18 protein-coding genes and 1 tRNA gene are annotated in these 26157 nt (G+C 58.9%); 11 read left to right on the top strand and 8 right to left on the bottom strand.

Annotation, left to right across the window (positions count from 1 at the left end):
- Positions 1 to 227: 227 nt before the first annotated feature.
- A complete protein-coding gene (locus tag LJD29_RS16820; RefSeq protein ID WP_446742717.1) occupies positions 228 to 1067 on the top strand; it encodes a proline dehydrogenase family protein in 840 nt (279 codons plus the stop codon).
- A 222-nt stretch (positions 1068 to 1289) separates the two neighbouring features.
- Here LJD29_RS16820 and LJD29_RS16815 read toward each other — a convergent pair whose 3' ends face one another.
- The 3 genes from LJD29_RS16815 to LJD29_RS16805 all read right to left on the bottom strand — a co-directional run bounded on the left by LJD29_RS16815 (position 1290) and on the right by LJD29_RS16805 (position 3361).
- Positions 1290 to 1907, bottom strand: a complete 618-nt coding sequence (locus LJD29_RS16815) for a DUF3106 domain-containing protein (protein WP_446742716.1) — start codon at positions 1905 to 1907, stop codon at positions 1290 to 1292.
- A 54-nt stretch (positions 1908 to 1961) separates the two neighbouring features.
- Positions 1962 to 2459, bottom strand: coding sequence for an anti-sigma factor family protein (locus tag LJD29_RS16810; protein ID WP_446742715.1), 498 nt, complete (start codon positions 2457 to 2459; stop codon positions 1962 to 1964).
- A gap of 65 nt (positions 2460 to 2524) precedes the next feature.
- Entirely contained in the window at positions 2525 to 3361 is an 837-nt protein-coding gene (locus LJD29_RS16805; protein ID WP_446742714.1) for an RNA polymerase sigma factor, read from the bottom strand.
- Positions 3362 to 3614: 253 nt separating this feature from the next.
- Between LJD29_RS16805 and LJD29_RS16800 the strand changes: the two genes are divergently transcribed.
- Together LJD29_RS16800 and LJD29_RS16795 are read left to right on the top strand one after the other, a co-directional pair.
- Positions 3615 to 3691 (top strand) — tRNA-Val (locus tag LJD29_RS16800).
- A 536-nt stretch (positions 3692 to 4227) separates the two neighbouring features.
- A complete protein-coding gene (locus LJD29_RS16795; RefSeq protein ID WP_446742713.1) occupies positions 4228 to 5529 on the top strand; it encodes a tetratricopeptide repeat protein in 1302 nt (433 codons plus the stop codon).
- 37 nt (positions 5530 to 5566) lie between these two features.
- On the opposite strand, the gene LJD29_RS16790 is transcribed toward LJD29_RS16795, so the two are convergent.
- The gene (locus tag LJD29_RS16790; protein ID WP_446742712.1) at positions 5567 to 7138 is read right to left on the bottom strand and encodes an amidase; all 1572 of its coding nucleotides are present in this window, start codon (positions 7136 to 7138) and stop codon (positions 5567 to 5569) included.
- Between the two features lie 92 nt (positions 7139 to 7230).
- Here LJD29_RS16790 and LJD29_RS16785 point away from each other — a divergent pair, with 92 nt between their 5' ends.
- Positions 7231 to 8196 carry an EamA family transporter gene (locus tag LJD29_RS16785; protein WP_446742711.1) on the top strand — a complete coding sequence of 322 codons (966 nt, stop codon included), beginning with the start codon at positions 7231 to 7233 and terminating at the stop codon, positions 8194 to 8196.
- Here LJD29_RS16785 and LJD29_RS16780 read toward each other — a convergent pair whose 3' ends face one another.
- The gene (locus LJD29_RS16780) at positions 8197 to 9816 is read right to left on the bottom strand and encodes an amidase (protein ID WP_446742710.1); all 1620 of its coding nucleotides are present in this window, start codon (positions 9814 to 9816) and stop codon (positions 8197 to 8199) included.
- Positions 9817 to 9865: 49 nt separating this feature from the next.
- Positions 9866 to 11419 (bottom strand): amidase, encoded by a 1554-nt coding sequence (locus tag LJD29_RS16775; protein ID WP_446742709.1) that lies wholly within the window; start codon positions 11417 to 11419, stop codon positions 9866 to 9868.
- Between the two features lie 503 nt (positions 11420 to 11922).
- Here LJD29_RS16775 and LJD29_RS16770 point away from each other — a divergent pair.
- Together LJD29_RS16770 and LJD29_RS16765 are read left to right on the top strand one after the other, a co-directional pair.
- Positions 11923 to 15735, top strand: a complete 3813-nt coding sequence (locus LJD29_RS16770) for a TonB-dependent receptor domain-containing protein (RefSeq protein WP_446742708.1) — start codon at positions 11923 to 11925, stop codon at positions 15733 to 15735.
- 128 nt (positions 15736 to 15863) lie between these two features.
- On the top strand, positions 15864 to 16277 hold the full coding sequence (locus tag LJD29_RS16765) for a nuclear transport factor 2 family protein (protein ID WP_446742707.1): 414 nt from the start codon (positions 15864 to 15866) through the stop codon (positions 16275 to 16277).
- Between the two features lie 18 nt (positions 16278 to 16295).
- On the opposite strand, the gene LJD29_RS16760 is transcribed toward LJD29_RS16765, so the two are convergent.
- Positions 16296 to 17261, bottom strand: a complete 966-nt coding sequence (locus LJD29_RS16760; RefSeq protein WP_446742706.1) for a GlxA family transcriptional regulator — start codon at positions 17259 to 17261, stop codon at positions 16296 to 16298.
- Between the two features lie 107 nt (positions 17262 to 17368).
- Here LJD29_RS16760 and LJD29_RS16755 point away from each other — a divergent pair, with 107 nt between their 5' ends.
- The 4 genes from LJD29_RS16755 (at position 17369) to LJD29_RS16740 (ending at position 22734) form a co-directional block, all read left to right on the top strand.
- Entirely contained in the window at positions 17369 to 17659 is a 291-nt protein-coding gene (locus LJD29_RS16755; protein WP_446742705.1) for a hypothetical protein, read from the top strand.
- A 304-nt stretch (positions 17660 to 17963) separates the two neighbouring features.
- On the top strand, positions 17964 to 20705 hold the full coding sequence (locus LJD29_RS16750; RefSeq protein WP_446742704.1) for an ABC transporter permease: 2742 nt from the start codon (positions 17964 to 17966) through the stop codon (positions 20703 to 20705).
- Between the two features lie 51 nt (positions 20706 to 20756).
- Entirely contained in the window at positions 20757 to 21791 is a 1035-nt protein-coding gene (locus tag LJD29_RS16745) for an MBL fold metallo-hydrolase (RefSeq protein ID WP_446742703.1), read from the top strand.
- 472 nt (positions 21792 to 22263) lie between these two features.
- Positions 22264 to 22734, top strand: coding sequence for a CcdC family protein (locus LJD29_RS16740; RefSeq protein WP_446742702.1), 471 nt, complete (start codon positions 22264 to 22266; stop codon positions 22732 to 22734).
- A gap of 31 nt (positions 22735 to 22765) precedes the next feature.
- Here LJD29_RS16740 and LJD29_RS16735 read toward each other — a convergent pair whose 3' ends face one another.
- Positions 22766 to 23218 carry a recombinase family protein gene (locus LJD29_RS16735; RefSeq protein ID WP_446742701.1) on the bottom strand — a complete coding sequence of 151 codons (453 nt, stop codon included), beginning with the start codon at positions 23216 to 23218 and terminating at the stop codon, positions 22766 to 22768.
- Positions 23219 to 23552: 334 nt separating this feature from the next.
- Here LJD29_RS16735 and LJD29_RS16730 point away from each other — a divergent pair, with 334 nt between their 5' ends.
- Complete coding sequence (locus tag LJD29_RS16730) at positions 23553 to 26105, top strand: ABC transporter permease (protein ID WP_446742700.1); 2553 nt, start codon at positions 23553 to 23555, stop codon at positions 26103 to 26105.
- Positions 26106 to 26157 lie beyond the last annotated feature (52 nt).

Below are 26157 nucleotides of genomic sequence, written 5' to 3'. Positions count from 1 at the left end.
TGCCGAGCGTATTACCGAAGTTTTCCAATTTTGGTGCAATTTCAAAAATTTGTCACCCAACCATCGATTGATTTGTGACCGCCGCCTGTGACTTTGCCACCAGCGGCAATGTGCGAGAATACGATCGGCCCCTTATTGCAATGGATATCCTCCGTTCTTCTCTCCTGGCACTTTCGCAGAACAAGCCACTCCGGCAGTTTTCTGAACAATCCACCCTTGGACGCCGCATGTCCAAACGATTTATCGCCGGCATGCGCATTGACGACGTGCTCGACGGCGCTTCCCTGCTCGAAAACCAGGGAATGACCTCGACGCTCGACGCCCTTGGCGAAAACGTCCATAACCACCAGGAGGCCCTGCGCTCCGCACGGGTCTACCACGAGATGCTGGACGAGATTGCGCGCCGTAACCTGAAGGCCAACGTCAGCCTCAAGCTGACCCAGATGGGCATGGACCTTGGGGTGAACGTGGCGCAGGAGATCGTTGCCGGACTGGTGAAGCATGCAGTCGAGACCGGCAGTTTCGTGCGTGTGGACATGGAGGGAAGCCCATACACCGAGGCCACGGTGGAAATGGTGCGTGAACTGCACCGTATACCGGAGAACAAAGGTCATGTGGGCGTGGTGATCCAGGCGTACCTGTACCGCAGCGAGAAGGACATTGCCAATCTAACGTCAGAGGGCGTGCGGGTGCGCCTGTGCAAAGGCGCTTACAAGGAACCTGCCAGCGTGGCCTTTCCCGACAAATCAGCTGTCGACGCCAATTTCGTCAAGCTGATGCAGATGCTTCTGACCAGCGGCACCTATCACGGCATCGCGACGCACGATGAGGCGATGGTGGCGGCGACCAAGAAATTTGTCGTGAGCGAAAAGATCGATCCGCACAGCTTCGAGTTCCAGATGCTCTACGGTGTACGCCGCGATCTACACAAGAGACTGGTTGCCGAGGGCTACAACGTCCGCATCTATGTGCCGTTCGGGCCGGAGTGGTATCCCTACTTCATGCGGCGGCTCGCCGAGCGCCCGGCGAACGTGCTTTTTATTTTGAAAAATCTGATGAAGCCGTGAGGCATGTATTGCGGAAGAAAGGTGCGGATCCCTCACAGCGCTCGGGATGGCAAATCCGCGTGGTGCGTGCGGTTTGCATTCCCACCCAAGACGATGGAATTGTCTCGGATGGGGCACCCGCACCCGTCGTCCGGCGAATGTGCTCTTCATCCTCAAAAGTCTGATGAAGCCTTGAGATATATCAGCCAGCAGGGATGATACTTTTGCTGCTCTAAGCCAGATTTACGGCTGACGGCCGAAATAGGGCTGCGGGATCTCTCCCGGGACCGGCTGGTAGGGCTCGATCGACAGAATATTGCCGAGAATTGTCAGCTCCTGCGGTGTGAAGACGCGCATGTAGCTGCCCGAATGCAGCACCAGCTGGCGCTGATCCGGCGGCATGCGGCGCAGCTGCTGGAAGGCATGGCGAACCGCCAGCTGGCGCTCCAGCGGCAACATCGACAAGGCCTGCGACGCGCCGCGAACTTCCTGCTTCCGCTCGGGCGAGAGCCGTTCGAACATCTCGTTGCGAGCTATGGTGCGCTGGCGCTGCTCCGGCGTTTTGGAGGCGAGGGTGCGCAGGCGGTCGATAAGGCGCTGCTGCTGCCACTCGGGCAGGCTGCGAAAACCGGGCTCACGCCGCAAGGCATCTTCCCGCTGCTCGGGCGACATGTTCTGGTGGTTCTGGAACCACTGATCGAGGTGCGGGTGCTGGGCAGCCTGTGGAAGCGGGGGCATGGGACGGCTGACGGCCTGCGACCAGGCAGGGCCGGCAAGGCACACGGCGGCGAGCAACGCAGGCATACCCCGACGGGTAAGCCACGCAAAGCGGCCTGCCAGATTGTGCTTCCCTGCCCTCATCGTCCCCTCAAACCAGCGTGGTACCTGCTGAAATCAACAAAAACGGCACTGCGTTTACAGCTGGCTGTTCACCGGCGCGCTGCTGGTGTCGTCATCCTGCTGGTCGAGCGCATTGAGCTGCTGGAAGACCTGGGCGTTGTCATCGAGCGACTGCAGGTCCTGTATGGCAGCCGAAGGATGTACCGCAGCCGGGGTCGGAGCATTCAGATTTACCAGACCCGCGTAGGTGCCTCCGCCAATCAGTATCAATAGCGCAAAGGCCCCGGCAGCGATGGGCCGAAATCCAAGATTTGAGCCAAAGGTCAGGCGGGCACGCATTCGCTCGAAGAAGCCCGCCGGTGTGGCCTCGCGCTCGGCGCGCAGCTTCGCAGCCATACGCGCGTCGAAAAACGGCGAGGGCTCGGGCGCTTCCCACGCATCGAGGACTGCCATCGTCGCCTGCAGCTCAGCCAGTTCCCGGCTGCACTCCGGGCATCCCGCTACGTGGCTGCGCACCTCGGGCGACACCATCTCCGGGTCGAGGAGCAGGTTCTCGAGATTCTCTTTCGTCATGCGGCAGATCATATTTCGCCTTCTTCTCTCATACTTCAGTCAAACGAACTGTTTCAAATACTTCTTTACACAAATTCTTTCAGGCGTTCACGAAGCGACTGGTAAGCCCTGAAGAGGAGCGATTTGGTAGCCGACTCGCTCAACTTCAACACCTCGCCAATCTGCTTGTAGTCCATGCCCTGGTACTTATGCATCAGTACCGCGGTCCGCTGCCGCTCAGGCAGCGCAAACACGTGCTGGCGGATGGCCTTCATCCGCTCGTCCTTGACCATCTCCTGCTCGATGCTCGCCGTCATATCGGCTACGTCCGGAGTCGTTCCCGTCTCGGGATCGGGCTGATCGAGGTAGACATTTTGGGCCGCGCGCTCGTACTTCGTATCGCGCGCATGGTTCACGCCCAGATTCGTGGCGATGCGATACAGCCAGGTCGAAAACTTCGCCTCGGCGCGATAGGTGTGCCGCGAACGGTATACACGGAGGAAGACTTCCTGCGCCAGCTCCTCGGCGATGGCCTGGTTGTGCACCATCCGAAACATGAAATGGATGATGGGCCGGCGGTACTTCTCGATGAGCACGTCGAAGCTGGAGTCGTCGCCTTCGCGGACGCGCAGCATAATCTCGGCGTCATCCATGGGGTTGCGGCCTGCGGCCTGCGCGGCTGCAAACGGCTCCGCCGGAAGGCCCTTCAACATTGCGGAATCGAGGGCAATGGTCGCCATGTCTTCATGAACCCCATTTTCCTCGGCTTGTTGCGCTTCGGAATCAGAGATTTCAGAGGAATCCTCTTCGATGCCGGGCAACGGCTCGTCGGAAAGCAGCTCATCCGGGACCTGCTCGTGGCGGTCATGCCCGTTGGACGGCTGAGTCTTTCTGGATGAGGGTTTGGAGTCGGGGCGATCCATCAGGCGCTCAAGAACTGATTGTATCCGCTTGGCCTGTCAGACGATATGGTTCGCAGCAATCGAGACAGGAGTTGGACAAAAGCGCAGGCGATGGTAATCTAAGAATCACCGCGAAGGGAGCTATAACCCAACGCGGGCGGGCGCTTACTCGGCGCTGGCGTGCTGCCTCACAGGCGGAACACCTGAACAGAGCCGGAAATTCAGACCGTTTGGTTCAGAGTTGCCTCAACGCGTGGGGCAACGGCAGCAAAACGGGCGATTAGCTCAGTTGGTTAGAGCGTTCCCTTCACACGGGAGAGGTCTGGGGTTCGAGTCCCTAATCGCCCACCATGCAGGTCTTTCCCCCTGCAATCGTCGCATCCCTCTACATGTCCGCAAAGCGCGAGGCTGATTGCTCTCTTATGAGCCGGGTCGTCGCTGCCCAGATAATCCGTGACCAGGCAACTGCCAATAATGCAAGGCCTGACGAAAGACTTCGACACTGCGCGGGCGAAGCGATCAGGCAAACTATGGTTACGCACCACCCCAGCGTAGAACCCGGGATGACTGTTTATGAACTGGGAATAACGATGGGTTACCGTTGCTCTATCCGTAACCCGGCTTTCGTGGCAAATGGCAGGGCTGGCTGAGGGTGGCGATGCGCAGGCAGCCTCCGTGGCCCTTCGACAGAGCGGCTTGACGTTTGATTGGTAAATTCGTTACCCGTCTGCGGATATTTTGTTTGACGGTCGAAATCGCCTTTGTTAAAAGTAATTCACAGTATCCCAAATACTCGTACCCTGCCTGCCTCATCCGTACCGCTAGCAATACACAACTTACAAATAGAGTCCCCGGGTCCTACTGTTTCCCCAGAAGGAGTTGATGCGATGTATCCATCTTTGAAAGAGGATGTTGAAACGGATTTACCGATTCCGCCATCGATCGACGGGGAAAAACTAGAGTCATGGAAGGAGATTGCCGCGTTCTTCCGGCGGGAAGTAAGAACCGTTCAACTATGGGAGAAGCGGGAGGGCCTTCCCGTACGCCGGCAGCTTCACAATAAAATCGGCAGCATCTTTGCATACCGTACCGACCTTGAGCGCTGGTGGAGGGAACGTCTGCATTCGGATGAAGCGAGGCCGCAGGTTGCCGAAAAGGCCATCCTTCAACGAGCGGTTCCGGCGGCTTCTGCAGAACAACGCTCTGGGATCTCTCACTCTTCCGCCGTAACGCCGGACAACCTGCTCGCCCGTCACGCCTGTTCGCTCGGCAATTATTTCTGGAGCCAGCGCAGCCGGAGCGCCCTGCTGCGTTCCATGCAGTACTTCGAAGATGCCATTGAACTGGATTCGGAATACGCAGAGGGCTACGCGGGACTGGCAAACGCTTATGTTTCGCTTTCTTACAATCATCTGATGCCTTCGCGTGAGGCTGCTTCCAAAGCGCACGCCGCCATCGATACCGCCATGCGCCTCGACCGCAACAACCTCCAGGTGGGCAACGCCTTCATCAATGTAATGACCAACTGCACGTGGCAATGGGAGAAGGCGCAGCAGCAGTATCTCCGCATGCATGAGACAGGGCATCTCGATGGGCGCACGATTCAGCTGTATTCAAGCCTGCTGGCTGCGATGGGCCAGCACGACAAGGCCGTCGAGCTGGCCTTGCAGGCTCATCGCCTTTCCCCGTCCATGGCGCAGGTGAGCGGGCAGGCGGCCCTGGCATATCTGTATGGAGGAGATTATTCTTCGGCCCTCCATTTCATTCATCACACCCTTGAGCTGGAACCCCGTTTCACGATGGGGTATGTGACGCTGGGACGCATTGAATCCGAATTGGGCCAGTGGAACAAAGCCATTACGGCATTCAACAAGGCTGCCGAGAATATGTCCCATTCCCTGCTGAGCCAGGCTCTGCTCGCCTTCGCCTTTGCAGGGTCGGGCGAGGAGAACCGCGCCCGCAGGATGCTTGCCGAAGTAGAAGCACGCTCCTCTGAAAGCTGCTATCCCGCTTATGAGACGGCTGCGGTGTATGCGCTGCTCGATGAACGCGACTCTGCTTTGAATTGCCTGAAGCGGGCAATCAAAACGCGGGACATGAAGACGATCTTCGTCAAGCACGATCCGCGCTTTGCCCGCCTGCGAGAGACTTCCGGTTTTGAGGAAGTCACCTCTCGTTTCATTCTTTGAAAAAGACGGAGGCTGTCGCGCGCAGGCAGCCTCCTTTTCAAACCTTTCGCTTTACGGGCGGGACGACCATATCCGGCGTGAGAGTGGGGCGCCGCGTGTGCCACTGCGTTGCCTTTTCATAGGCAGCAGCGAGAGCGAGTACCTTGCCTTCGGACAGTCTTGGTCCGGCGATCATGAGTCCGATGGGCAATCCGCTGGCGGAGAAGCCGCATGGCACGGAGATCGCGGGTAGTCCGAAGATGTTGAACGGGGTGCAGTTTGAGATGACCTCAGGCTCGCGAGGTTTTACCTCTTCTTCGCGTTCGAGAGCATCGTTTACCGTTCGCGGAAGAATGCGCATTGTAGGCAGCACCACGAGATCGAAATCGGTGAAGGCATCGTTGATGTTCTTGCGCATCAGGATGAGCTTCCACTGCGACGTTACGTAGTCGACGATCTTCTCCGAGCAGGGCTCATCGCTGATATCGTTCATCTTCTTCTCAGCGCTCTCGAAGCTCTGCTTCACGCCGAGCGAATACCGCATGGAGTTCTTTCGCATCAGGTCGATGTGATAGGCCTCGCGCTCGCCGGTCAAAGACAGTGCATTGAATCCTGAGGTGCCGGGCAGATGGCACTCCTTCACGCTTTTGACCATCTTCGTAAGCACCTGGATGGCAGCTTCGACAGCCTTTGCAACCTCTTCATCGAGGAGGTCGTAGAAAGGCGCGCGTGGAATGCCCAGACGCAGACCGGAGACCGGTTGCTTCATCGACTCGACATAATCCTCTTTCGCAACGTCGATGCTGGCGACGTCGTGCTTGTCGTAGCCGACCATGTGGTTCAGCATCAGCGCCGCATCTTCGACCGTCTTCGTCATGGGACCGCAGTGGTCGAGCGAGTAGGTAAGCGGAACGATGCCGCGTATCGATACGAGTCCGTATGTAGGCTTCAATCCGACGATGCTGCAATAAGACGCGGGCATGCGTACCGATCCGCCTGTGTCGGTGCCCAGCGCGCCATATGCGAGATCTGAAATGACCGCAGCGGCCGAGCCACCCGATGAGCCTGCAGGGATATGGTCGAGCGCCCAGGGATTGCGCACCGGGCCGAAGTACGTAGACGCGGACGATCCGCCTGCCGCGAACTCATGCATGTTGGCCTTGCCGAGGATGACCGCACCCGCGGCCTTGAGATGGACGACCACCTCAGCGTCATCGTCCGGAAACCGATCGTCGAACACTTCGCTCGCCGCCGTGGTGCGGATGCCGGCGGTATCGATGTTGTCCTTGAGAACAATCGGAATGCCGTGCAGCGCGCTGCGGAACTTGCCCGACTTTGCCTCCGCGTCGAGGGCTGCCGCCTGCGAGAGTGCTTCCTCGTGCAGCACGGTGATGAAAGCGTTGACCTTGGGGTTATAGATACTGATGCGATCGAGCAGGGCCTGTGTCAGTGCGACAGATGTAACCTCGTGCGCATGAATGCGGCGCGAGGCCTCGGCGAGAGTGAGGGACGGCAGGTCATCTGCTCCCGCCGGAGATTTCATTGCGAAGGCAGATGAGCCAGGACCAGTAATCTGCAGGGCGGCCGCGCCTGCACTCATAAGAACGAATTCGCGGCGATTGAGTGGCATCTCGGGAAATGTCTCCTTGTCTGTGAACGCTAATGATGTGGGGAGTGAAGTAAATTTGGTTGCAAACGACTGGTTCATTGCTAGAATTCGGCATGAAACTCAGGCGCGTGGCTGCCTACGCCGCTGTTTTCGTGCTGTGGGGTGGCTCCTATTTTGCGATCCGGATTCTCGTGCATGCGATTCCTCCGGTTCTCGCTGCAGCTGTTCGTTACTCCGCGAGCGGATTGCTGCTGCTGCTGCTGGGTTTCTGCCGGCATCATCCGCCACTGCCCACCCTCAGACAGTTGTGGCATTGCGCGCTCACCGGGGCCAGCCTCATCTTTCTTGTATTTGCGCCGGTCTTCTGGGCTGAGACGCGCGTAGCTTCATGGGTCGTAGCCGTCCTCACCTCCACCAACTTTCTCTGGACCTATCTTGGTGAATCCCTCATCCTGCGTACGCAGCGATTGCGTCCTGTCATGCTTTCTCTGCTTGCCTTGGGGCTGGCCGGCATCTTCTGTCTTTCCAAAACTTCCTCGTCACAGGAGCAGCCGGTTTCGCTGATTGCGATCGCTGCGATATTGTTCAGCTCCTTCTCATGGTCGATGTCGGCCATAGCCCTCAAGCGCATCGATCTTCCGGAGTCGTATCTGCAGACAGGTGGTTTCCAGATGGTCTTTGCCGGGGCATTGCTCGGTATCCTTTCATGCATGCTGTCGGAGTGGCGGCACCTGCCGGCTCTGGCGTCCCTGCGCAGCACTCCGGTGATCTGGAGCATGCTGTATCTCGTTGTTGGCGGTTCCACGATTGCCTTCGCAGCCTTTCACTGGCTGATCCGCCGCGAACCTGCTTCACGAATTGCCTCCTCTTCCTACATCAATCCCATCGTCGCCCTGCTGATCGGCATCACGGTTGGCCATGAGCGCATTTCAAGCCAGCAGCTTGCCGGAGCGACAGCGATTCTTGCGAGCGTCGTCCTGACCTGGTTTCTCTTCAATCGCTCAGGCAGTTCGGCATCCCGCCGCACCGATCAGGGTGCGGCGTTTACCCTGGACGCGATCGACCGGCCTGTTGCTTAGCTATTTCTTCTCATCCGCACTCGGCTGCTTTGTCTCAACTACCGGCGGCACTGCCATGCTTGCGCTCAGCGTTGGCCGCTTCTTGTGCCACTCGGTTGCCTGTTGATAGGCGTAGGCGAGTGCCAGAACCTTGCCCTCGGAGAAGTGCGGCCCGGCAATCATCATGCCGATGGGCATGCCTTCCGATGTAAAGCCGCAGGGCAGTGAGATTGCGGGCACACCATACGCATCGAACGGCGAGGTGTTCGAGCAGCCGCTGGATCCATCGAACCAGTCGTAGACCTTGCCGCTCTTGCCTTCTCCGCCTGGAGTGCCGATGCCAGCCATCTCGCGTGCGAGCGAATCGTTGATCTTCGGAGCCTTTTGCCGTGTGGTCGGAACCACTACCAGGTCGAAGTCCTTGAAGGAGGAATCGATCATGCGCCTGGTCGTCAGGAGCGTCTGGTGGGCGCGCGCCGCGTCCGCGGCAGTTGCCACCTTCACACCGGGAGCAGGGTTCTCCATCTTCTCGAAGCGCTGACGTATCGGCGGCATGTAGTTGAGGCCGTATTTCTCGATGAGGTCGTGATGGTAGAACTCCGAGTCGCCCGCACCACTGCCCGGCTGGTACTCCCATAGCGGAGCGCTCGAGGTGACACCAGCAGTCAGTCCGGTCAGCACTTCGAGAGCCTGTTTGATCGCCGCGTCGATTTCGGGATCGACGTGATCGTAGAAGGAGGCAGGCGTGCCCAGACGGAAGCTCTTTACCGGCTGCTTCATCTGCTTGACGTAATCCTGCGGAGTGCTTTCGACGCTGAAGATGTCGAGCTGGTCGTAGCCTGTCATCTGCCCGAGCATCATTGCCACGTCTTCGACCGTGCGCGCCATGGGGCCGCAGTGATCGAGATCGGCAACGCACGGAATGATGCCGCGGATGGAGACGAGCCCCGTCGTCGGCTTGAGACCGACGATGCCACACCACGAGGAGGGGACGCGGATGCTGCCGCCAGTATCTGTCCCGAGAGCCCCGTACCCCATGCTGGACGCCATGGAAGCGCCGGAGCCAGCGGAAGAGCCGCCGGTGACATAAGCCAGGTTCCATGGATTGCGGGTGGGGCCGAAGTAGGAGATATCGCCCGTGCAACCTAACGCGAACTCATGCAGGTTCAGTTTGCCGATGATGATCGCACCGGACTCCTTCAGGCGGCGCACGATGTCCGCGTCTTCCGTGGGAATGCGGTCTTTGAACATAGGGCTGGCAGCAGTGGTGCGCACGCCGGCGGTATCGATATTGTCTTTGAGCGCGATGGGGATGCCGTGCAGCGGCCCGCGAAACTTGCCTGCCTTCTGCTCGGCATCGAGCTGCTCCGCCTGGGCGAGCGCCTGCTTCGCCATGACGGTGACGTAGCAATTGACCTTGGGGTTCAGCTCGTTGATGCGATCCAGCGTGGCCTTGACGAGTTGTGTCGACGTCACCGACTTGCTGTGAATCTTCTCCGAAGCTTCGGTCAGGGAAAGAAACGGCAGTGAAGCAGGATCCACGTCCGGAGGTTGCGCAAATGCGTAGGTCTTTCCACGCAGGGCTTCTGCAAGCAGGGTGGTTCCGGCGAGCAATCCAAAATCACGTCGCGTCATCTTCATCGTCTGGGGCTCCTTCTCAACGGTCGGTCGTTCATTGCAGCAAAGAAAATCAGAGGTGGGTCATCAGCTCAGGCACTGTCGTCTGTGGAGTGACCGGCGGCTTTTTCGTGTGCCATTGCGTTGCCTTCTCATAGGCGTGAGCCAGCGCGAAGACCTTGCTCTCGGAGAAATGCGGCCCGCAGATCATCATTCCGATGGGCAGCCCTTCCTTGCTGAATCCGCATGGAATCGAGAGCGAGGGCACGCCGTATGCGTTGTACGTTCCGACTTCGGATGCAGTGCTCGGTATGCTCGACGAAACCGTTCCGGCGATGGTCTGCAGGTCGCGACGGATGAGCTCGTCCAGAGGCGGCGCGGGGGTCTTCATCGTGGGCAGGACGACCAGGTCGAAGTCGGTAAATGCGTCGTCGACCGTGCGGCGCAGCGTCTCCAGCTCCCAGCGCATGCGAATGTAATCTTCGGCGCGGGGGTGATTAGCTTCGTTGTCTTCGAGGCGCTTTCTGTCGATTGCCTGGTAGCGCGCGGATTGCAGCTTGTAGAACTGTTCGTGGTACGCGAAGACTTCGCCGAACTTTGCGAAGTTCTGATACGCAACATCGTTGGGGGCGGGAAGGCTGACCTCCTTCACTCCTTTGGTCATGCCGGCGATCACGGCGATTGCTGCCCGAACCGCTGCCTCTACTTCGCTGCTGGCCTGGTCGAAAGCACCGATGGGAACGCCGATTCGAAAACCCGCAACTGGCTGCTTCATTCCCGCCACGTAGTCTTCCCTGGGGTGATCGACGCTGGTGATGTCGAGCTTGTCGTATCCAGCCAGAACATTCAGCATGATGGCTGCGTCTTCGACGCATTTCGTCATCGGCCCGCAGTGGTCAAGCGATACGGCGAGCGGCGCGATGCCTCGGATGGGCACGAGACCATAGGTCGGCTTGATGCCGACGATTCCGCAATACGAACTGGGAATGCGAATGGAGCCGGCGGTATCTGTCCCCAGCGCTCCGTAGCAGAGGTCGGCCGACATCGCCGCGCCCGACCCGGAGGAAGAACCACCTGTGCTGTGATCGAGTGCCCAGGGATTGCGCGCAGGGCCAAAGAACGAAGCCTCGCCTGCTCCCATCGCAAACTCGTGCAGGTTGGTCTTGCCGAGAATGATGGCCCCGGCTGCTTTCAGACGCGCGGTGACCGGCGCATCCTCGTCTGGCACACGGTACTGGAAGACGCCGCTGCCCGCAGTGGTGCGGGTCCCGGCGGTATCGATGTTGTCTTTCAATGCGACCGGAATACCGTGCAATGCACCGCGGAGCTTCCCTGCTTTTCGCTCCGCATCGAGGATCTTTGCCTGGGCAAGAGCCTGCTCCCGCATAACGGTGATGAAGCAGTCGAGCTTCGGCCCGTAGATATCGATGCGATCGAGACAGGACTGCACGAGCTGAACAGAGGTGATGCTGCCGGTACGCAGGCGTGCGCTGGCCTCGGCGAGAGTCATGGATGCGGGATCGCTCGAGGTATCTTCCGCAATCAGCCGCCGGACACCGCGTGTCGACTGTGCCGCCAGGACAGCGGCAGCTCCGCGCGCAAATGTCCTTCGTGTCATTGTGATCATTTCAAAACCTCGGCAGATGTGGACACATGTGAAGCGCGGATTCCTCAACGGGCGCAGTTCTCCCGTTCCGGTTGAAACCGGCGCAAGCCCCGCAATCATTTGTCACTGTTTGTGTTACCGGGCTCAGGCTAAAACGACCGCTAACGGCTCACAAGCGAAATAGAGCGAAATAACCTTTCATTAATCGCCCCGAAAAGGCTGGCCTTATTTCGCACCTTTTCGCTTTGGCCGATTTTTTCTTCGTGCCATGATCTTGGCCAACGCACAACCTGACATCCCCTTCAGCCGGATGGTTGAAGGCTATTAACGATCTCCACTCCGTACGCCGGACACGGTGGGCTGGAGGAATCGTTGCCCGGTATCACCACTTTCTAGTCCATATCCCACTCTGCCCGGAGGCCAAGACTGTAATGACCTGCATGCGCCGGATTTGTAACTGTCTCTGTTTTATTGCCCTGTTTTTCCTCCCCTGCCTTTTGTCCGCACAGCAGACAACCACCTCGGTGCGCGGCGTCGTAACGGACGTGAGCGGGGCAATCATCCCGAATGCCACAGTAGAGCTCAGCAATGCGGCTGCGACTGTTCACCAGAGCATGGCAACCGATGAGAAGGGCGAATACCAGTTCCCTCAGCTTGTGCCAGGCACCTACACCATCACGGCGAGTTCGGCAGGCATGGGGAAACAGGAGAAGATCGTTGAGCTGCTGGTAGCACAGCCGGCAACGATCAACTTCTCGATGGTCGTCTCCGACAGCACCACCGTAAACGTGGTCGCCACCGCTTCTGCACTGAACACGACCGACGCAACGATCGGCAACGCGGTCGACAATGCCACCGTGCAGGCATTGCCGATGGAAGGCCGCAATGTGCCCGATCTTCTGAGCCTGCAGCCCGGTGTGCTCTACCTTGGGCATAACCTGACGCAGGCAGCTGAAGACAGCCGCAGCGGTGTGGTCTCAGGCGCGCGATCCGACCAGGGCAACGTCACGTTGGATGGCCTCGACAACAACGACCAGGTCACAGGGCTGGCATTCAATGGCGTGCTGCGGTCGACGCTGGATTCAGTAGACGAATTTCGTGTAACGACGACCGGCTCCAACGCAGAGTCGGGCCGCACCTCCGGCGCACAGGTGAACGTGGTGACCAAGTCCGGAACCAACAAGTTCACAGGCAGTCTTTACGAGTACAACCGCAACACCGATCTCTCGGCCAACGACTGGTTCAACAAGCAATCGCAGTTCAAAGAGAATCTCCCGAACCGCGCCGGAAAGCTCATTCGCAATACCTTTGGAGTAGCTGTTGGCGGTCCGATTCTCAAGGACAAACTCTTCTTCTTCGGCAACTATGAGAGCCAGCGCACGGCAGAGAACCAGCAGGTCACAAACGTGGTTCCAAGCCAGGCATTGCGCAGCGGCCTGCTTCAATACACAACCGGAGACGCATCTGCTTCCAACGTAGCAGGGTCTGTCGGTCCGGGCACTTATCTTGCCCAGCTCACTCCGTCGCAGTTCGCGCAACTGGATCCGAACTGCAGCGCGAGCTGCCCCTGGGGGCATGGTCTCGATCCCTACGTCCTCGCGCTGGCGCAGCAGTTTCCATTGCCGAATACGACGGGTGGCGACTCTTACAACACGCAGGGATTTACATGGTCTGCACCAAATCCCACAACGCTCAATACCGGTATCGTGAAGTTCGACTGGGTCATCAACCAGAAGAATCGCCTCTTCGCGCGCGGCAACCTGCAGGATGACAAGCAGCTCTCGCCGCCATTGTTTCCGACATCGGGCGCGCCAGGATTTTTCTCACCTCTGCCGCAGCTTCCCCAGGACACGCATAGCGACGGCACGAAAGGTTTTGGAGTAGGCGAGACGTGGATGCTTTCGAACAACCTGATTAACGACGCCCGCTTCGGCTATACGAGGCAGAGCTACTCTGACCAGGGGCCAGGCAAGCAGAGCTACGTCACCCCGACCGTCATTGGACTTCCCTTCTCAACCGCACGCAGCCAGATCGTCCAGGTTCCTTTCTACAACCTCATCGACGACGTCACCTGGACTCATAAGACGCATACCTTTCAGTTCGGTGCGAACTACCGCATCGTGAAGGACAGCATCGCTACGGATGCCAAGTCTTACAGCTCTGCCTCCGCGAACTCCGGCGAAAATTTCGACGCTATTTCGAACACCGGTCAGACCCTCGATCCGGCGTCACCGGAGGGCAAGGCAGCGGGTTTCGCCCCGGTGCTCTCGTCCTTCGGATCTTCTTACAGCAGCCTGGCCATGGGCATGGCAGGCGTCGTCGCCTCCGAGTCGATCGCCTACCAGTACTACAACAACAGGGATGGCTCTGCGAGCCTGCTGCCTGTGGGAAGCCTGATCGGGCGGCACTTCAAGGCAAACGAGCTGGAGTATTACTTCCAGGATCAGTGGCGCGCCACCCCGAAGCTCACTCTCACCTATGGAATCCGGCACACCATCCTGCAGACGCCTTACGAAGTCAATGGCCAGCAGGTGCAGCCGACCATCAATCTTCATGACTGGGCCCAAAACCGCGTATCGCAGGCGGCCAAGGGCATCGTCGATCAGCCGAACTTTACATTCTCGCCCTCGGGCAAGGCTAACCACGCCAAGCCGTTCTTCCCCATGAGCTGGAAGAACTTCTCTCCGCGTATCGGCATCGCGTATGCGCTCAGCGAGAAGACTACGATCCGCACCGGCTTCGGCCTGTTCTTCGACCACTTCGGGGAGGGCCTGGTACGCAACTTCTCGCAGCTGGGGTCTTACGGACTTGGCGGTTCGGAGTCTACGCCGGCCGGCTATTTCAGCCCGGATACGGCTCCTCGCTTCACCAGCGCCACGACACTGCCAAGCTATTCTCCGGATATTCTGCCTCCCAGCCTTCTTCCCAACCCGGCGCAGAAGATCACCTACCCGTACTCGCCGCCGGCTTCCGGCCAGGCATTTGCCTGGGCCATGGATGACAAGCTGCAAACGCCTTATTCCTACACGATGAATCTCGATATTCAGCATGAACTGCCGAAGGGATTTACCGTGGAGGGCGCTTACGTAGGCCGCCTTGGCCGCCACCTGATCGTACAGCGCGACCTTGGCATGCCCCTGGATCTTGTCGATCCGAACGGCGGCATGGATTACTTCACCGCTGCATCCTTGCTTGAAAAACAGGCCTACGCGAAGGTTCCAACGGCCAATGTTGCCAAGATTCCGTACTGGGAAGATCTCTTCCCGGATGCGGCCGGCGCCAAGGGCTCACCTAACGCGAAGATTGCCTGCCCCGCAACCGTTTGCAAGGCCGGCAACTCGGCCACGCAGAACATCTACAACCAGTACGCAGCGCAGCCTCTGAACGCGACCGACGACCTTAACCTGATGGACACGCTCTGTTCACCGGGTTGCGGAGGGCAGCTGTATCGCTATTACAACGCGGCCTTCAGCTCACTCTATGCTGACAGCACCATCGGATACAGCAGCTATCATGCCGCGCAGCTCATGCTGCACCACGCGATGTCCCATGGATTGCAAACCGACTTCAGCTACACCTTCTCGCGTGCGATCGATATCGGCTCGGACACGGAACGAACCTGTACCAGTTGCACATCGATCGGCACGACAGCCGACGCATCGACAGGGGTGCTGATCAACTCCTTCAATCCGCGATTGAACAAGGGAGTAGCCGACTTCGACACCACTCACATCGTGACGGCCGATGCGGTTTATCTGCTGCCCTTCGGAAGCGGGCAACGCTTTCTCAACTCGGGCAACAAGATCGTGAACGGCATCTTTGGGGGATGGCAGTTGAATGGTCTTGGCCGTTGGACGAGCGGACTGCCGTTCAGCCTGCAGATCTCTGGCGGATGGATGACTGCATGGCCCAAGCAAAGCATGACCATCGAAACACGCAAACTCGGCAAGCTCGCACCGAAGAAGACCATCCTGAAAGGCGGCATTCCGGATGCTTTCCCTGACCCCACGACGCTCGTAGCCGGCATCTCTGGTTTGGCGGATACGGGCCAGTCGCCCCTGAGATATCCGCTGCCGGGTGAAGTAGGTGAGCGCAACAAGTATCGTGGCGATGGCTATTTCGGCATCGACAGCGGACTGATGAAGACGTGGAAGATCACAAATGCGCAGAGTCTGCGCTTCGATTGGGAGGTCTTTAACGTTACGAATTCGGTGCGGTTCGATACCAACCCGGTCACATCGCTCCAGAACGCGGTGGGCAAGGGCAACCTGGGCGCCTACACGCACACACTGAGTCAGCCGAGAATCCAGCAGATTTCACTGCGGTACTCGTTCTAGCAGCAAAGATGGAACAGGGGCCGGCGAATCCGCCGGCCTCTTTTTTTGTCTTCGGCAGGCATCCGTCTCCGCAAACGGACATAATGTTGCCGGGCTCTCCGGGATTGTTTTCCACGAGGTGAAGCGGCATGAAGAACGAACAGCAGACAGAAACATCGACGCAGGATGAAGAGATACGCAGGGCGCTGGACCGGCACTGGCGCGCGTCGGCGGATGGCGATGCGGACGCGGAACACGATATCTACGAAGACGATGCCGTTTGCGACTATCCGCAGTCGGGAGAGCGGATAGTCGGGCGAAGCAACCTGCAGGCTTTACGGAGTCACCATCCTGGTAAGCCGTCAGGTTTCGAGGTCAGGCGGATCGTCGGGAGAGGCGATCTCTGGATCACCGAATACATGATCACCTACCAGGGAAAACCGGCATATACGGTAAGCATCATGGAATTTCGTAACGGCAGGGTGATGCACGAGACGCAGTACTTCGCCGATCCATTTGAAGCGCCCGCCTGGCGGAGCCGCTGGGTTCAAACGATCGTCTGACGATATGTCTCCTGTGTGTCAGCGCAGATCGGAGCGAAGGTCGCGAACTCCCCTGCCCAGCCGCTGGCGCAACAGTGTTCGCAAGGTCGCGCCATCAGCGTATCCGACTTCGGCGGCAACGGTCTCTACATCGTGATCGTTGCCGTGCAGACGGGACTGCGCATGCTCCACCCGGAGATCCTGAAAGTAAGCCAGCGGCGATTTTCCGAGCACTGCGTCACAGCGCCGCTGCAATGTGCGGGCGCTGGTTGCCAGGGCTTTTGCGGCATCCTGAAGGGAGAAACCATCCTTCAGGTGTTCCCTGGCCCAGCGCTCGAAGCGGGAGATCAGCGGATCAGCCTGCGCAAGGTGATTCGGAATGATGTAGGGAGCCTGAAACGACCGCAGGTCGGCGAGCAGATAGCGCGAGACAAGTCCTGCAAGTTCCGGGCTTGCCTGACGTATCAGCCACAGAGTGAGATCGAGATGCCCCATCGCTGCGCCTGCAGTGATTCCCACATCCGATGTCACAAGCATGCGCGACTCGTCGAGCTGCACATGCGGATAGCGCTGGCGAAAGAATGGCGCCAGTGACCAGGTCGTCGTCGCTTGCCTGTAATCGAGCAGACCTGCGTCAGCAAGGAGGAATGTGCCGATGCAGGATGCAGCGATACGCACACCCTTCGCATGCCAATTCAGCAACTGCTGCTTGGCGTCGATCACATCGCGCCTTTCAAGCGCGGCCGCAAGGGTGACGGGAGTTGTGGCCTTGAGAGCAGGAACGACGATCCAGTCCGGCTTCATACTCGAGGTAATGGCTCGCACGGGGATCGTCAGCCCCAATCCTGATCGAACCCGCCGTCGCACGCCAACGACGGTAACGTCGAATCGCGGAGAGCCGCCCATCAGCTTCGCAGCAAGAGAGTTTGCAGTCGAGAATGCATCAAGTGTAACGGTGAGCCCTGTATCGAATAAACCTTCCAGCGCGAGCACGAGTATTTTCATGGCGTAAATGACATTGATATTGTCGTTTACGACGATACCATCCCGAGGCCTGATTGGCTAGATTTACTCTTGTCATCCATCGTAAGGATGCGAAGAGGAGAATCATCATGAAGGTCATGGCAATCGGAACACTCAACGCTCCCCTGACACCGGAACAGCGCGCGGAAATTATGCCGAAGGAAGTTCCCCACACACTGAAGATGTATCTGGAGGGGCAGATCGAGCAGTTCTGGTTCCGCAAGGACACAGGACCGATCTTCCTTATGAACACGGAATCGGTTGAAGAAGCCACTTCGGCTGTGGACGGCATGCCGCTCGTAGCCGGAGGTTATGCAACGTACCAGTTCTGGCCGGTCGGCCCGCTTGCTCCGCTGGCCCTCCTGCTTCAGGGCAAGTAGCTGCTGGCAGCCAGGTAACGACACCATGGTGCAGCCTCGCCAGCCGGCCGGCTGCACCGCAGCTCCTTCCCAAATTCAGACATGCATAGGGCCTGCTGCCGGTTCCTTCATACGCTGACGCCCCTGTTTATTTTTCTCCCCAAAACTTTCGACTTCAGGTGCGGAGCGATGCGAGGGCATGTAACGCCGCTTGCTTCTTCATTCATGTCTCTGGAATTGGTTTGCCGGATTTCCTGACTGGGTGGTAGATTGTCTACACCCATGATGTAGATGATCTACATCCCAGGCGATACGAGGTGAGCACGTGAGACTTTTTCGATTTTTGCAGCGCAAATCGGACTTGAAGGATGAGATCGAGAGCCATCTGCAGATGGCGATTGCGGACCGTGTAGCGCGCGGGCAATCACCTTCGGATGCGCGCGAATCGGCGATGCACGAATTCGGAAATGTACCGCTGGTTGCCGATGCGACGCGAGAACAGTGGGGATGGCTGCGGCTGGAGCTGCTGATCGAGGACCTCCGCTATGCACTGCGTCAATTGCGCTTGAACCCCGGCTTTACCCTCACCGTGGTGCTTACGCTTGCGCTCGGCATTGGCGCTAACACTGCTATCTTCACTCTGGTGCAGGGCATCCTGTTGCGTTCCCTGCCGGTAAGCGATCCTTCGCGCCTCTATCGCATCGGAGACAGGAACAATTGCTGCTATTACAACGGCTTTCAGAACGACGACGGCGATTTCGATCTCTTTTCTAACGACCTCTATCTTCATCTCAAACAGGCTGCTCCGGAGTTTGAGCAACTGGCTGCGGTCGAGGCGGGAGGTAACGGCTTCAGCGTGCGCAGAGGAGCTGAACCGGCACGGCCGATGCGCAGCGAATACGTTTCCGGCAACTACTTTGCCACGCTCGGCGTAGGCGCATATGCAGGACGGGTTTTCGACGAGAACGACGACAGGCCCGGAGCAGCGCCAACGCTTGTTCTGAGTTACAAAACCTGGCAGGCGGACTTTGCCGCAGACCCTGCCATCGTCGGCTCGACCGTGTATGTGCAGATGCAGCCATTCATCGTAGCGGGCATCGCCCCGCCCGGCTTCTTTGGCGATCGCATCATTATCAACCCGCCTGATTTCTGGATGCCTCTGGCGGACGAAGTCACTCTCGAGGGCGCCAACTCCTCCCTGATGGATGATGATGAGCTATGGCTCTATGCACTGGGGCGGGTGGGTCCAGGAGTCCATATTGGAGCCTTGCAGGCGAAGCTTTCGGTGGTTCTGCGGCAGTGGCTGGCTACCCGTCCTACATACTCCGCTCATGGTGGAAGCGCTGTGATTCCGCGGCAGCATGTCGTGCTGGCGCCCGCGGGCGGCGGCATTCAGAAGCTGCAAGAGCAGACGGGCATGGGCCTGCGGTTGATGATGATCCTGTCGACGATAGTCCTTCTCATCGCCTGCGCCAACATTGCCAATCTGCTGCTGGCGCGCTGCACGGCAAGGCGCGCCGATGTGGCTATTCGAATGGCGCTCGGCGCATCGCGACGCCGGGTTATCCGCCAGATTCTTACCGAGTGTGTTTTGCTCAGCCTGATCGGCGGAGCAGCCGGGTTGGCGGTCGCTTATGCCGGATCGCATGCGATGCTGGCTCTTGCCTTTCCTACCGCCAAGAATATGCCCGTTCAGGCTGTTCCTTCACCGGCGGTGCTGGCGTTTGCGTTCCTCGTCTCGATTCTTACCGGCGTTGTTTTTGGAACGGCTCCTGCATGGCTGTCGTCGCATACGCAGCCTACCGATGCGCTTCGCGGGGCGAACCGGTCGACGGTGGACCGCTCGTCGCTGCCGCAAAGGTCGCTGGTTGTTCTGCAGGTTGCCTTATCGATGATCCTGCTGGCGGGCGCACTACTCATGACCCGATCGCTGCGTAACCTGGAACATCAGAACTTTGGCCTCAGCACTGCAAACCGCTACATCGCGACCATCGATCCCGGCGGTGTGGGCTATACGGTTGATCGCCTCCCTGCGCTTTACCGCGAGATAGAAAGTCGCTTCGCGGCATTGCCGGGTATGGCTAATGTCGGAATCGTCCGCTATATCCCACTGGGCGGCAATATGTGGGGCTCCTGCGTGACACTGCAAGGTCATCCAGCGCCGGGCCCGAATGATCCGTGTTTTTCGATCTGGAACCGCGCCAACTCGCACTTTCTCGATTCCATCGGCGTACCGATCGTGCGTGGCCGCAACTTCACGACGCAGGACACCAATACCTCGCAGCAGGTGGTGCTGGTCAATCAGACTTTCGCAAGACACTTCTTTCCCAACCAGGACCCTATCGGCAAACATTTCGGCGTGAGCTCGACTGAGTATTCGGGCATGTTCGAAATCGCAGGTGTCTTTGCAGATTTCAAGATGACCGACCCGCGTCGCGAGACGCCTCCCCTCTTTCTCCGCCCGATGTCACAGCAGTTTCCTGGGTACAAGAAGCCCGATGCGGACGCAGCCGAGAAGAACTCCATGTTTCTCAACTTCATCATCCTCGACTTCCTGCAGGCTCCTCCGGATGCGGAGGCTCTCGCACGCAGAACAGTTGCGGCTATCGATCCCAATCTTTCTGTGACGCACTTCAGCACATACGGGTCCGAGGTAGCCGGAAACTTCAACCAGGACAGGCTTCTGGCTAGACTCACCACCTCCTTCGGAGTTCTGGCGCTGCTGCTGGCGTCGGTGGGATTGTATGGAGTGATGTCGTACTTCGTGGTGCGCCGGACCAGTGAAATCGGGATACGCATGGCGCTCGGTGCGGCCCGTCCCGCGGTGGTGGCCATGATGCTGCGAGGCGCTCTCTGGCAGCTCCTGCTGGGCCTTGCGATGGGTATTCCGGCGGCGCTGATTGCAAGCCACTTTATGGCCAGACTGCTTTACGAGGTGAATACTTACGATCCGCTGGCATTTGCAGGCGCGATTTTGTTGCTGGCATTCTGTGTATCGGTGGCGGCTTTCCTTCCGGCGCGCCGCGCTGCTTCGATCGATCCGATACGGGCCCTCAGGACTGATTGAGTATCAGGAGCTGAATCGCGAGGGGGGCCTGGGCCATCAAACCAGACGTCCATGACCCTTCTCCATCCCGCGCGCAGAACAGGCAAGCACTTCCAGAATCCCATCCCGACCGACGTCGGCTCCTTGCGAGTGATGCTCGATACCCTCCCCAGGTATCTCAGCAACAAGGAAGAGACCAAACCGAAGTCCAGGCTCGGACCGTTTCATACGGATCGGCGCATCTACAACGAGCCGCCGGTCTCAGGCCTGCGCGTGACATGGTTCGGCCATTCGAGTTCCCTGATCGAAATCGACGGTTTACGCGTGCTGGTAGACCCGGTGTGGGAGCGGCGTGCAGCTCCCTTTGAATGGGTGGGGCCGGAACGTTTCTTCGCGCCCACAATCGCGCTCGAGGAATTGCCGCCGCTGGATGCGGTACTTATCTCGCACGATCACTACGATCACCTCGGCCGTCGCACGATCGCGCGTTTGAGCCGAATGCCGGCGCTCTCGCGCACGCGCTGGGTCACCGGCCTGGGCGTCGGCAAGCTGTTGGGCCGCTTTGGCGTTCCGGCAGGACGGATCACGGAGTTGGACTGGACGCAGAACGTCACTATCACGGGAGAGAATTCCGGCGCAGAGTTGACGATAAACTGCGTGCCGTCCCGTCACTTCTCGGGCCGCACGCTTGGGGACCGCTTCACAACGCTTTGGGGCTCTTATGTTCTCGAAGGCAGCAGTCACCGCGTCTTCTATGGAGCGGACTCGGGGCCGTGGCCGGGCTTCGCAGAGATCGGAGCGAAGTACGGGCCGTTCGATCTCACGATGCTGGAAATCGGAGCCTACGATGCTGCGTGGGCGTCCATCCATCTGGGGCCGGATGCCGCGGCGGATGCTTATGCTTCGCTGGGTGGTGCGGAGCGCGCCGGTTTGCTGATGCCGATCCACTGGGGCCTGTTCAACCTTGCTCTCCACGGATGGCGGCAACCGATAGATCGCATGACAGCACTGGCAGCAGAACGCGGCCTGCCGCTGTGGTCGCCCCTTCCGGGGCAACCCACCGAGCCGGCAGAACCGTTTCTCGCCGCGTGGTGGCAGAAGCGATAGGAACGAACTACGATTTCAGGGCTTCGCCTTTGCAGCCGGCATGTCCGCACTCGCAGAGGACGGTTGTCGTTCCCTTTGCGCCCTCGCAATAGGCACTGCAATAGGATTGGCCCTTTCCAAGAATGCAGCTGCAGGCTGGATGGGGACACTTCTTTTGTTCAGACATGGGGATTCTCCTCGTGATCCGATTGGCGTCGCCAGGGGCGCTCGGACACTTGGATGCGAAGTCCGGGCAGCGCAGTTTCAGTTCACGGCTAAGAACGACCTCAGATGCCGAGAATGAAGTGCAGCAGCCACCAGATCAGGAAGAGTGCGATGAGAGCACCGATGACATGGACGATCCAGTCGCCCGCGGTTTTGGGTTTGCCAAAGTTGAACACCCGGCAATCGTAGCACTGGGGCCTGTAGCCGAGAAGATCGGCTTACGGGCAGCTCACGCGAACCGAGGGGATGGCAGGTACTATAGGAGGAAATGCTGTTTGCTCCGGGTACATCCGCTGTCGGCGCCGTTCTGGGCCTTTTTGCCGTGCTGCTTTGGCGATTGCGCGAAGGCCGTCGCCCCGTCACCATGAAGACAATCGTCATTCCTCCGCTGGGTATGGCGACAGGCTTCTCCATGTTTTTCGTGCCCGCATTTCGAGTGCCCCTGACCTGGGCGCTGGGGGCGTTTCTTATCGGGTCTCTGCTGCTCTCTTATCCCCTGATCCGCACCTCGCGCCTGGTTCTCGAGGGAGAGACGGTACTGATGCGCCGCTCGAAGATTTTCTTCGCGGTTGTGCTGGTGCTTGCCGCCGTCCGTTACCTGGCACGCGACTATATCGGACGGATCATCTCGCTGCAGCAGACGGCAGGGCTGTTCTTCATTCTCGCCTTCGGCATGATCCTGACCTGGAGAGCGAGCATGTACTTCGAGTACAAGAGATTATTCCGCACCCAGCCTTGATGCGAAGCTGCCTCTGCCGAGCCGGGCGGGACTAGTATCGATTACCCGGATCGCCCGGGCTTGAGTGTTTCTGCAGCTCCCGCCACCGATCGTCGGCGAACAGGCGCGGTCCCGCTTCGATAAGACGGGGCATCATCTGGAAGACAGAAACCCGGTCCCAGGGAGCTCCGTTTCGCATACGCAGCCCCCTCTCGTTGAGATCGCTGACTATCCTCGCATAAGAGAAGTCCTGCACCAGCAGGTCCATCATCTGCAACATGACCGCATTTTCATAGGGGTCCACCTCCAGACGCTTGCAATCGTCGGAGATGCGAAGGCCGTAGGGAATCTGATCCGAATTGACTTCACTCGGCATCTCGGAGGCGGGCAGTTCCCGTCTCCACTCAATCGATATCATTTGCCATCCCGCACGCTGGCGCTCGGTAATAATGCTGGCGCTGAAGGGTGCGGAGATGAAGTCCTTGGTTCGCTCGTAAACTGCCATGAGGGCCCCCCCCTGTACAGATTTGCCCCTCGTTTTCGCATTTCGCGTGCCAAATTCATGGCCTGATTTGAAACGGGAACCGCCTTTCTTCTGAAAGGTTTCCGTCAGCGCTTCCCTGCAATCACTGTCCATTCATGGAATCGGCCGTCCGATTGCGGACATCCAGACCGTCTTTCGACCGGGGTGGAAGCGTGCAGAGGGGAGACCTGCAACGAAAAAATGCAGCTGTTACGTTAAGATCGACGGCCTGTCTATTGAAGTGCGTGGCGCAGGACGACTGTGGCACTTAAGATGCTTGCTATCTGTGCAGGGCCAGGTACGCGAAGGAGAGGCGATGAAAGTTCTGCTGCAGGATCTGAGTTACGCATTACGGCAAATGAGAAAGACGCCCGGATTTACGGCTACCGTGCTGCTTACTCTCGCGCTTGGCATTGGAGCCAATTCGGCTATCTTCACCCTCGTCAATGCGATCCTGCTTCACAACCTGCCGGTCGTGGATCCCAAGACCCTCATACGAATCGGCGACAGGGACGACTGCTGCGTGAACGGAGGCTGGGACGACAACGGGGCGTACTCCCTGTTCGCCACCGACACGTACTACACGTTCAAGAAAAACCTGCCCGAGTTCGAGGAACTGGCAGCGATGGAATCCGGTTATGCGTGGCGGCCGATCACTGTCCGCCGGGCCGGCCCGCAGACGGTGGCGAAGTCTGTGATGGGGACATTCGTTTCCGGCAATTATTTCCGAGTCTTTGGTCTTTCTCCTGAGGTGGGACGCCTGCTCACCGACTCCGACGACCAGAAGGGCGCTCCCATCACCGCCGTGATGAGCTATGACGCCTGGCAGCAGGACTACGGCGGCGATCCGAGCGTTGTCGGGAGCTCGTTTTACATCAATACAAAACCGGCAACAATCATCGGCGTCGCGCCCAAGGGATTCTACGGCGACCGCATCGATACCAATCCGCCAAAGTACTTTCTTCCCATGAACCTTATGGATTCCGTGACTGGGGCGCCCTATTTCAATGACCCCGACAGCCGGTGGGCTTACATCATCGGCCGCGTGAAACCAGGAACTTCCCTGCCGGCGCTGCAAGCCAAAACCAGCGCGCTGCTCAAGCAGGAATTTACTCCGCTCAAGACTTATAGCGATCCGCGCGCGAAGCAGTCTCTCGCCCGCACTCATGTGGTGCTCTCGCCCGGCGGCGGCGGCATCCAGAATATGCAGGCGGGTTACAGGGATCATCTGAAGCTGCTGCAATGGATCGCGGCGATGGTGCTTCTGGTCGCCTGCGCCAATATCGCCAACCTGCTGCTGGTGCGCGGCATGAGCCGACGGGTTGAGCTTTCCATCCGCTCGGCACTGGGTGCGCAGCGCAGCCGTATCGTGCGCCAGTTCCTTACGGAAAGCGTACTTCTTTCGGCCATGGGCGGACTGCTTGGCCTCATCGTCTCCTATGTCGGAGCGCATGCGCTCCTGGCTCTGGCCTTTCCCAACCAGCAAAACATGCCGGTAACAGCCTCGCCATCGCCGCTGGTCATCGGCTTTGCCTTTGCGCTTTCGCTGGTTACCGGAGTCCTCTTCGGCCTCGCTCCCGCATTGATGGCTGCACGCACGTATCCGGCGGAGGCGCTGCGCTCGAACGCGCGTACGACCGCTCACGGAGCCTCGTTTCTGCAACGGGCACTTGTCGTACTGCAGGCAGCGCTCTCCCTCGTTCTATTGGTTGCCGCCGGCCTCTTTGTGCAGAGCCTGAACAAGGCCGAGAACACGGACATGAAGCTGGACACGAGGAACCGTTACATCGCTCACATCAATCCGCAGGCAGCGGGCTATAAGAACACGGAGGTTGAGATTCTCTACCAGACCATCGTGGATCGCTTCCATGGCTTGCCGGGCGTTCTCAAGGTTGGCCTTGCTACCTACACGCCGATGGAGGCAAACAACTGGGGATCGGGCGTAAAGATCCAGGGCGAGCCGGACCAGAATAAGGGCGCATCCTGGGTGAAAGGCACCCCGGAGTATTTCGATTCGGTTGGCACCCATGTCGTGATGGGTCGCGGCTTCACCCTTCATGACACGCTGAATTCGCAGCCTGTCGCAGTGGTTAACCAGGAGTTCGTCAAGCAGTTCTTCGGCAAGCGCAACCCTATCGGCCACAGCTTCGGCTTTTCAGGGCCGGGCGAGGCCGGCATGGATGGGGCGCACCAGATTGTAGGCGTGGTGGAAGACACCACCTATTCCAGCATCTACTGGAAAAACCACGCCATGTATTTTCTACCGCTGACGCAGCGCGCCGGCAGCATTGGCGACCCGAACGAGCCTCTCGAAAAAGATCAATCGATGTACGCCGGTGCGCTGGTCATCCAGACCGCTCACCCCATCGCCGGGTTTGAAAAAGTCGTGGACGACACCCTTGCCAGCATCAACCCCAACCTCACCGTCGTGAAGTTTCAAACCTTTCAGCAGCAGATCGACGATCGCTTTATCGATGAACGCCTCATTGCGCGCCTTACTTCTCTCTTCGGCCTGCTTGCTTTGCTGCTTGCCGCCATCGGCCTCTACGGTGTGACCGCTTACACGGTCGTCCGGCGCACTCCGGAGATCGGCATCCGCATGGCGCTGGGGGCAGCGCGCAGCCGCGTCGTTGCCGGGGTTATGCGCGGTGCCATGATGCAGACCGTCGCCGGCCTCGCGATCGGCATTCCGGTGGCGATCTTCTGCGTCCGCTATGTGAAGTCTCAGCTTTACGACATCACCAGCGTGAACCTGACGGTTATGTTTGTGGCGATTGCGGTGCTCGCGCTGACGGCTGCCATCGCCGGCCTCATCCCGGCGCGGCGCGCGGCCTCGATCGATCCCGTCAAGGCGCTGCGTATCGAATGAACTCCCTTTAGGACAACGATTTGCTGTTCCTCATGAAAGATTCTCCGGACTA

This window comes from Silvibacterium acidisoli (assembly GCA_022870745.1).
In the GTDB taxonomy this organism is placed as follows: domain Bacteria; phylum Acidobacteriota; class Terriglobia; order Terriglobales; family Acidobacteriaceae; genus Silvibacterium.
The sequence above is the reverse complement of the archived record's forward strand: the minus strand, read 5'-3'. Positions and strand labels throughout refer to the sequence as shown.

Excerpts from the sequence above, each read along its gene's own strand:
- LJD29_RS16730 (WP_446742700.1), top strand. The coding sequence starts at position 23,553 with ATGAAAGTTCTGCTGCAGGATCTGAGTTACGCATTACGGCAAATGAGA.
- LJD29_RS16790 (WP_446742712.1), bottom strand. The coding sequence starts at position 7,138 with ATGCCACTCAATCGCCGCGAATTCGTTCTTATGAGTGCAGGCGCGGCC.
- LJD29_RS16745 (WP_446742703.1), top strand. The coding sequence starts at position 20,757 with ATGACCCTTCTCCATCCCGCGCGCAGAACAGGCAAGCACTTCCAGAAT.
- LJD29_RS16785 (WP_446742711.1), top strand. The coding sequence starts at position 7,231 with ATGAAACTCAGGCGCGTGGCTGCCTACGCCGCTGTTTTCGTGCTGTGG.
- LJD29_RS16795 (WP_446742713.1), top strand. The coding sequence starts at position 4,228 with ATGTATCCATCTTTGAAAGAGGATGTTGAAACGGATTTACCGATTCCG.
- LJD29_RS16755 (WP_446742705.1), top strand. The coding sequence starts at position 17,369 with ATGAAGGTCATGGCAATCGGAACACTCAACGCTCCCCTGACACCGGAA.
- LJD29_RS16780 (WP_446742710.1), bottom strand. The coding sequence starts at position 9,816 with ATGAAGATGACGCGACGTGATTTTGGATTGCTCGCCGGAACCACCCTG.
- LJD29_RS16740 (WP_446742702.1), top strand. The coding sequence starts at position 22,264 with ATGCTGTTTGCTCCGGGTACATCCGCTGTCGGCGCCGTTCTGGGCCTT.
- LJD29_RS16820 (WP_446742717.1), top strand. The coding sequence starts at position 228 with ATGTCCAAACGATTTATCGCCGGCATGCGCATTGACGACGTGCTCGAC.
- LJD29_RS16765 (WP_446742707.1), top strand. The coding sequence starts at position 15,864 with ATGAAGAACGAACAGCAGACAGAAACATCGACGCAGGATGAAGAGATA.
- LJD29_RS16775 (WP_446742709.1), bottom strand. The coding sequence starts at position 11,419 with ATGATCACAATGACACGAAGGACATTTGCGCGCGGAGCTGCCGCTGTC.
- LJD29_RS16735 (WP_446742701.1), bottom strand. The coding sequence starts at position 23,218 with ATGGCAGTTTACGAGCGAACCAAGGACTTCATCTCCGCACCCTTCAGC.
- LJD29_RS16805 (WP_446742714.1), bottom strand. The coding sequence starts at position 3,361 with ATGGATCGCCCCGACTCCAAACCCTCATCCAGAAAGACTCAGCCGTCC.
- LJD29_RS16815 (WP_446742716.1), bottom strand. The coding sequence starts at position 1,907 with ATGAGGGCAGGGAAGCACAATCTGGCAGGCCGCTTTGCGTGGCTTACC.
- LJD29_RS16760 (WP_446742706.1), bottom strand. The coding sequence starts at position 17,261 with ATGAAAATACTCGTGCTCGCGCTGGAAGGTTTATTCGATACAGGGCTC.
- LJD29_RS16810 (WP_446742715.1), bottom strand. The coding sequence starts at position 2,459 with ATGACGAAAGAGAATCTCGAGAACCTGCTCCTCGACCCGGAGATGGTG.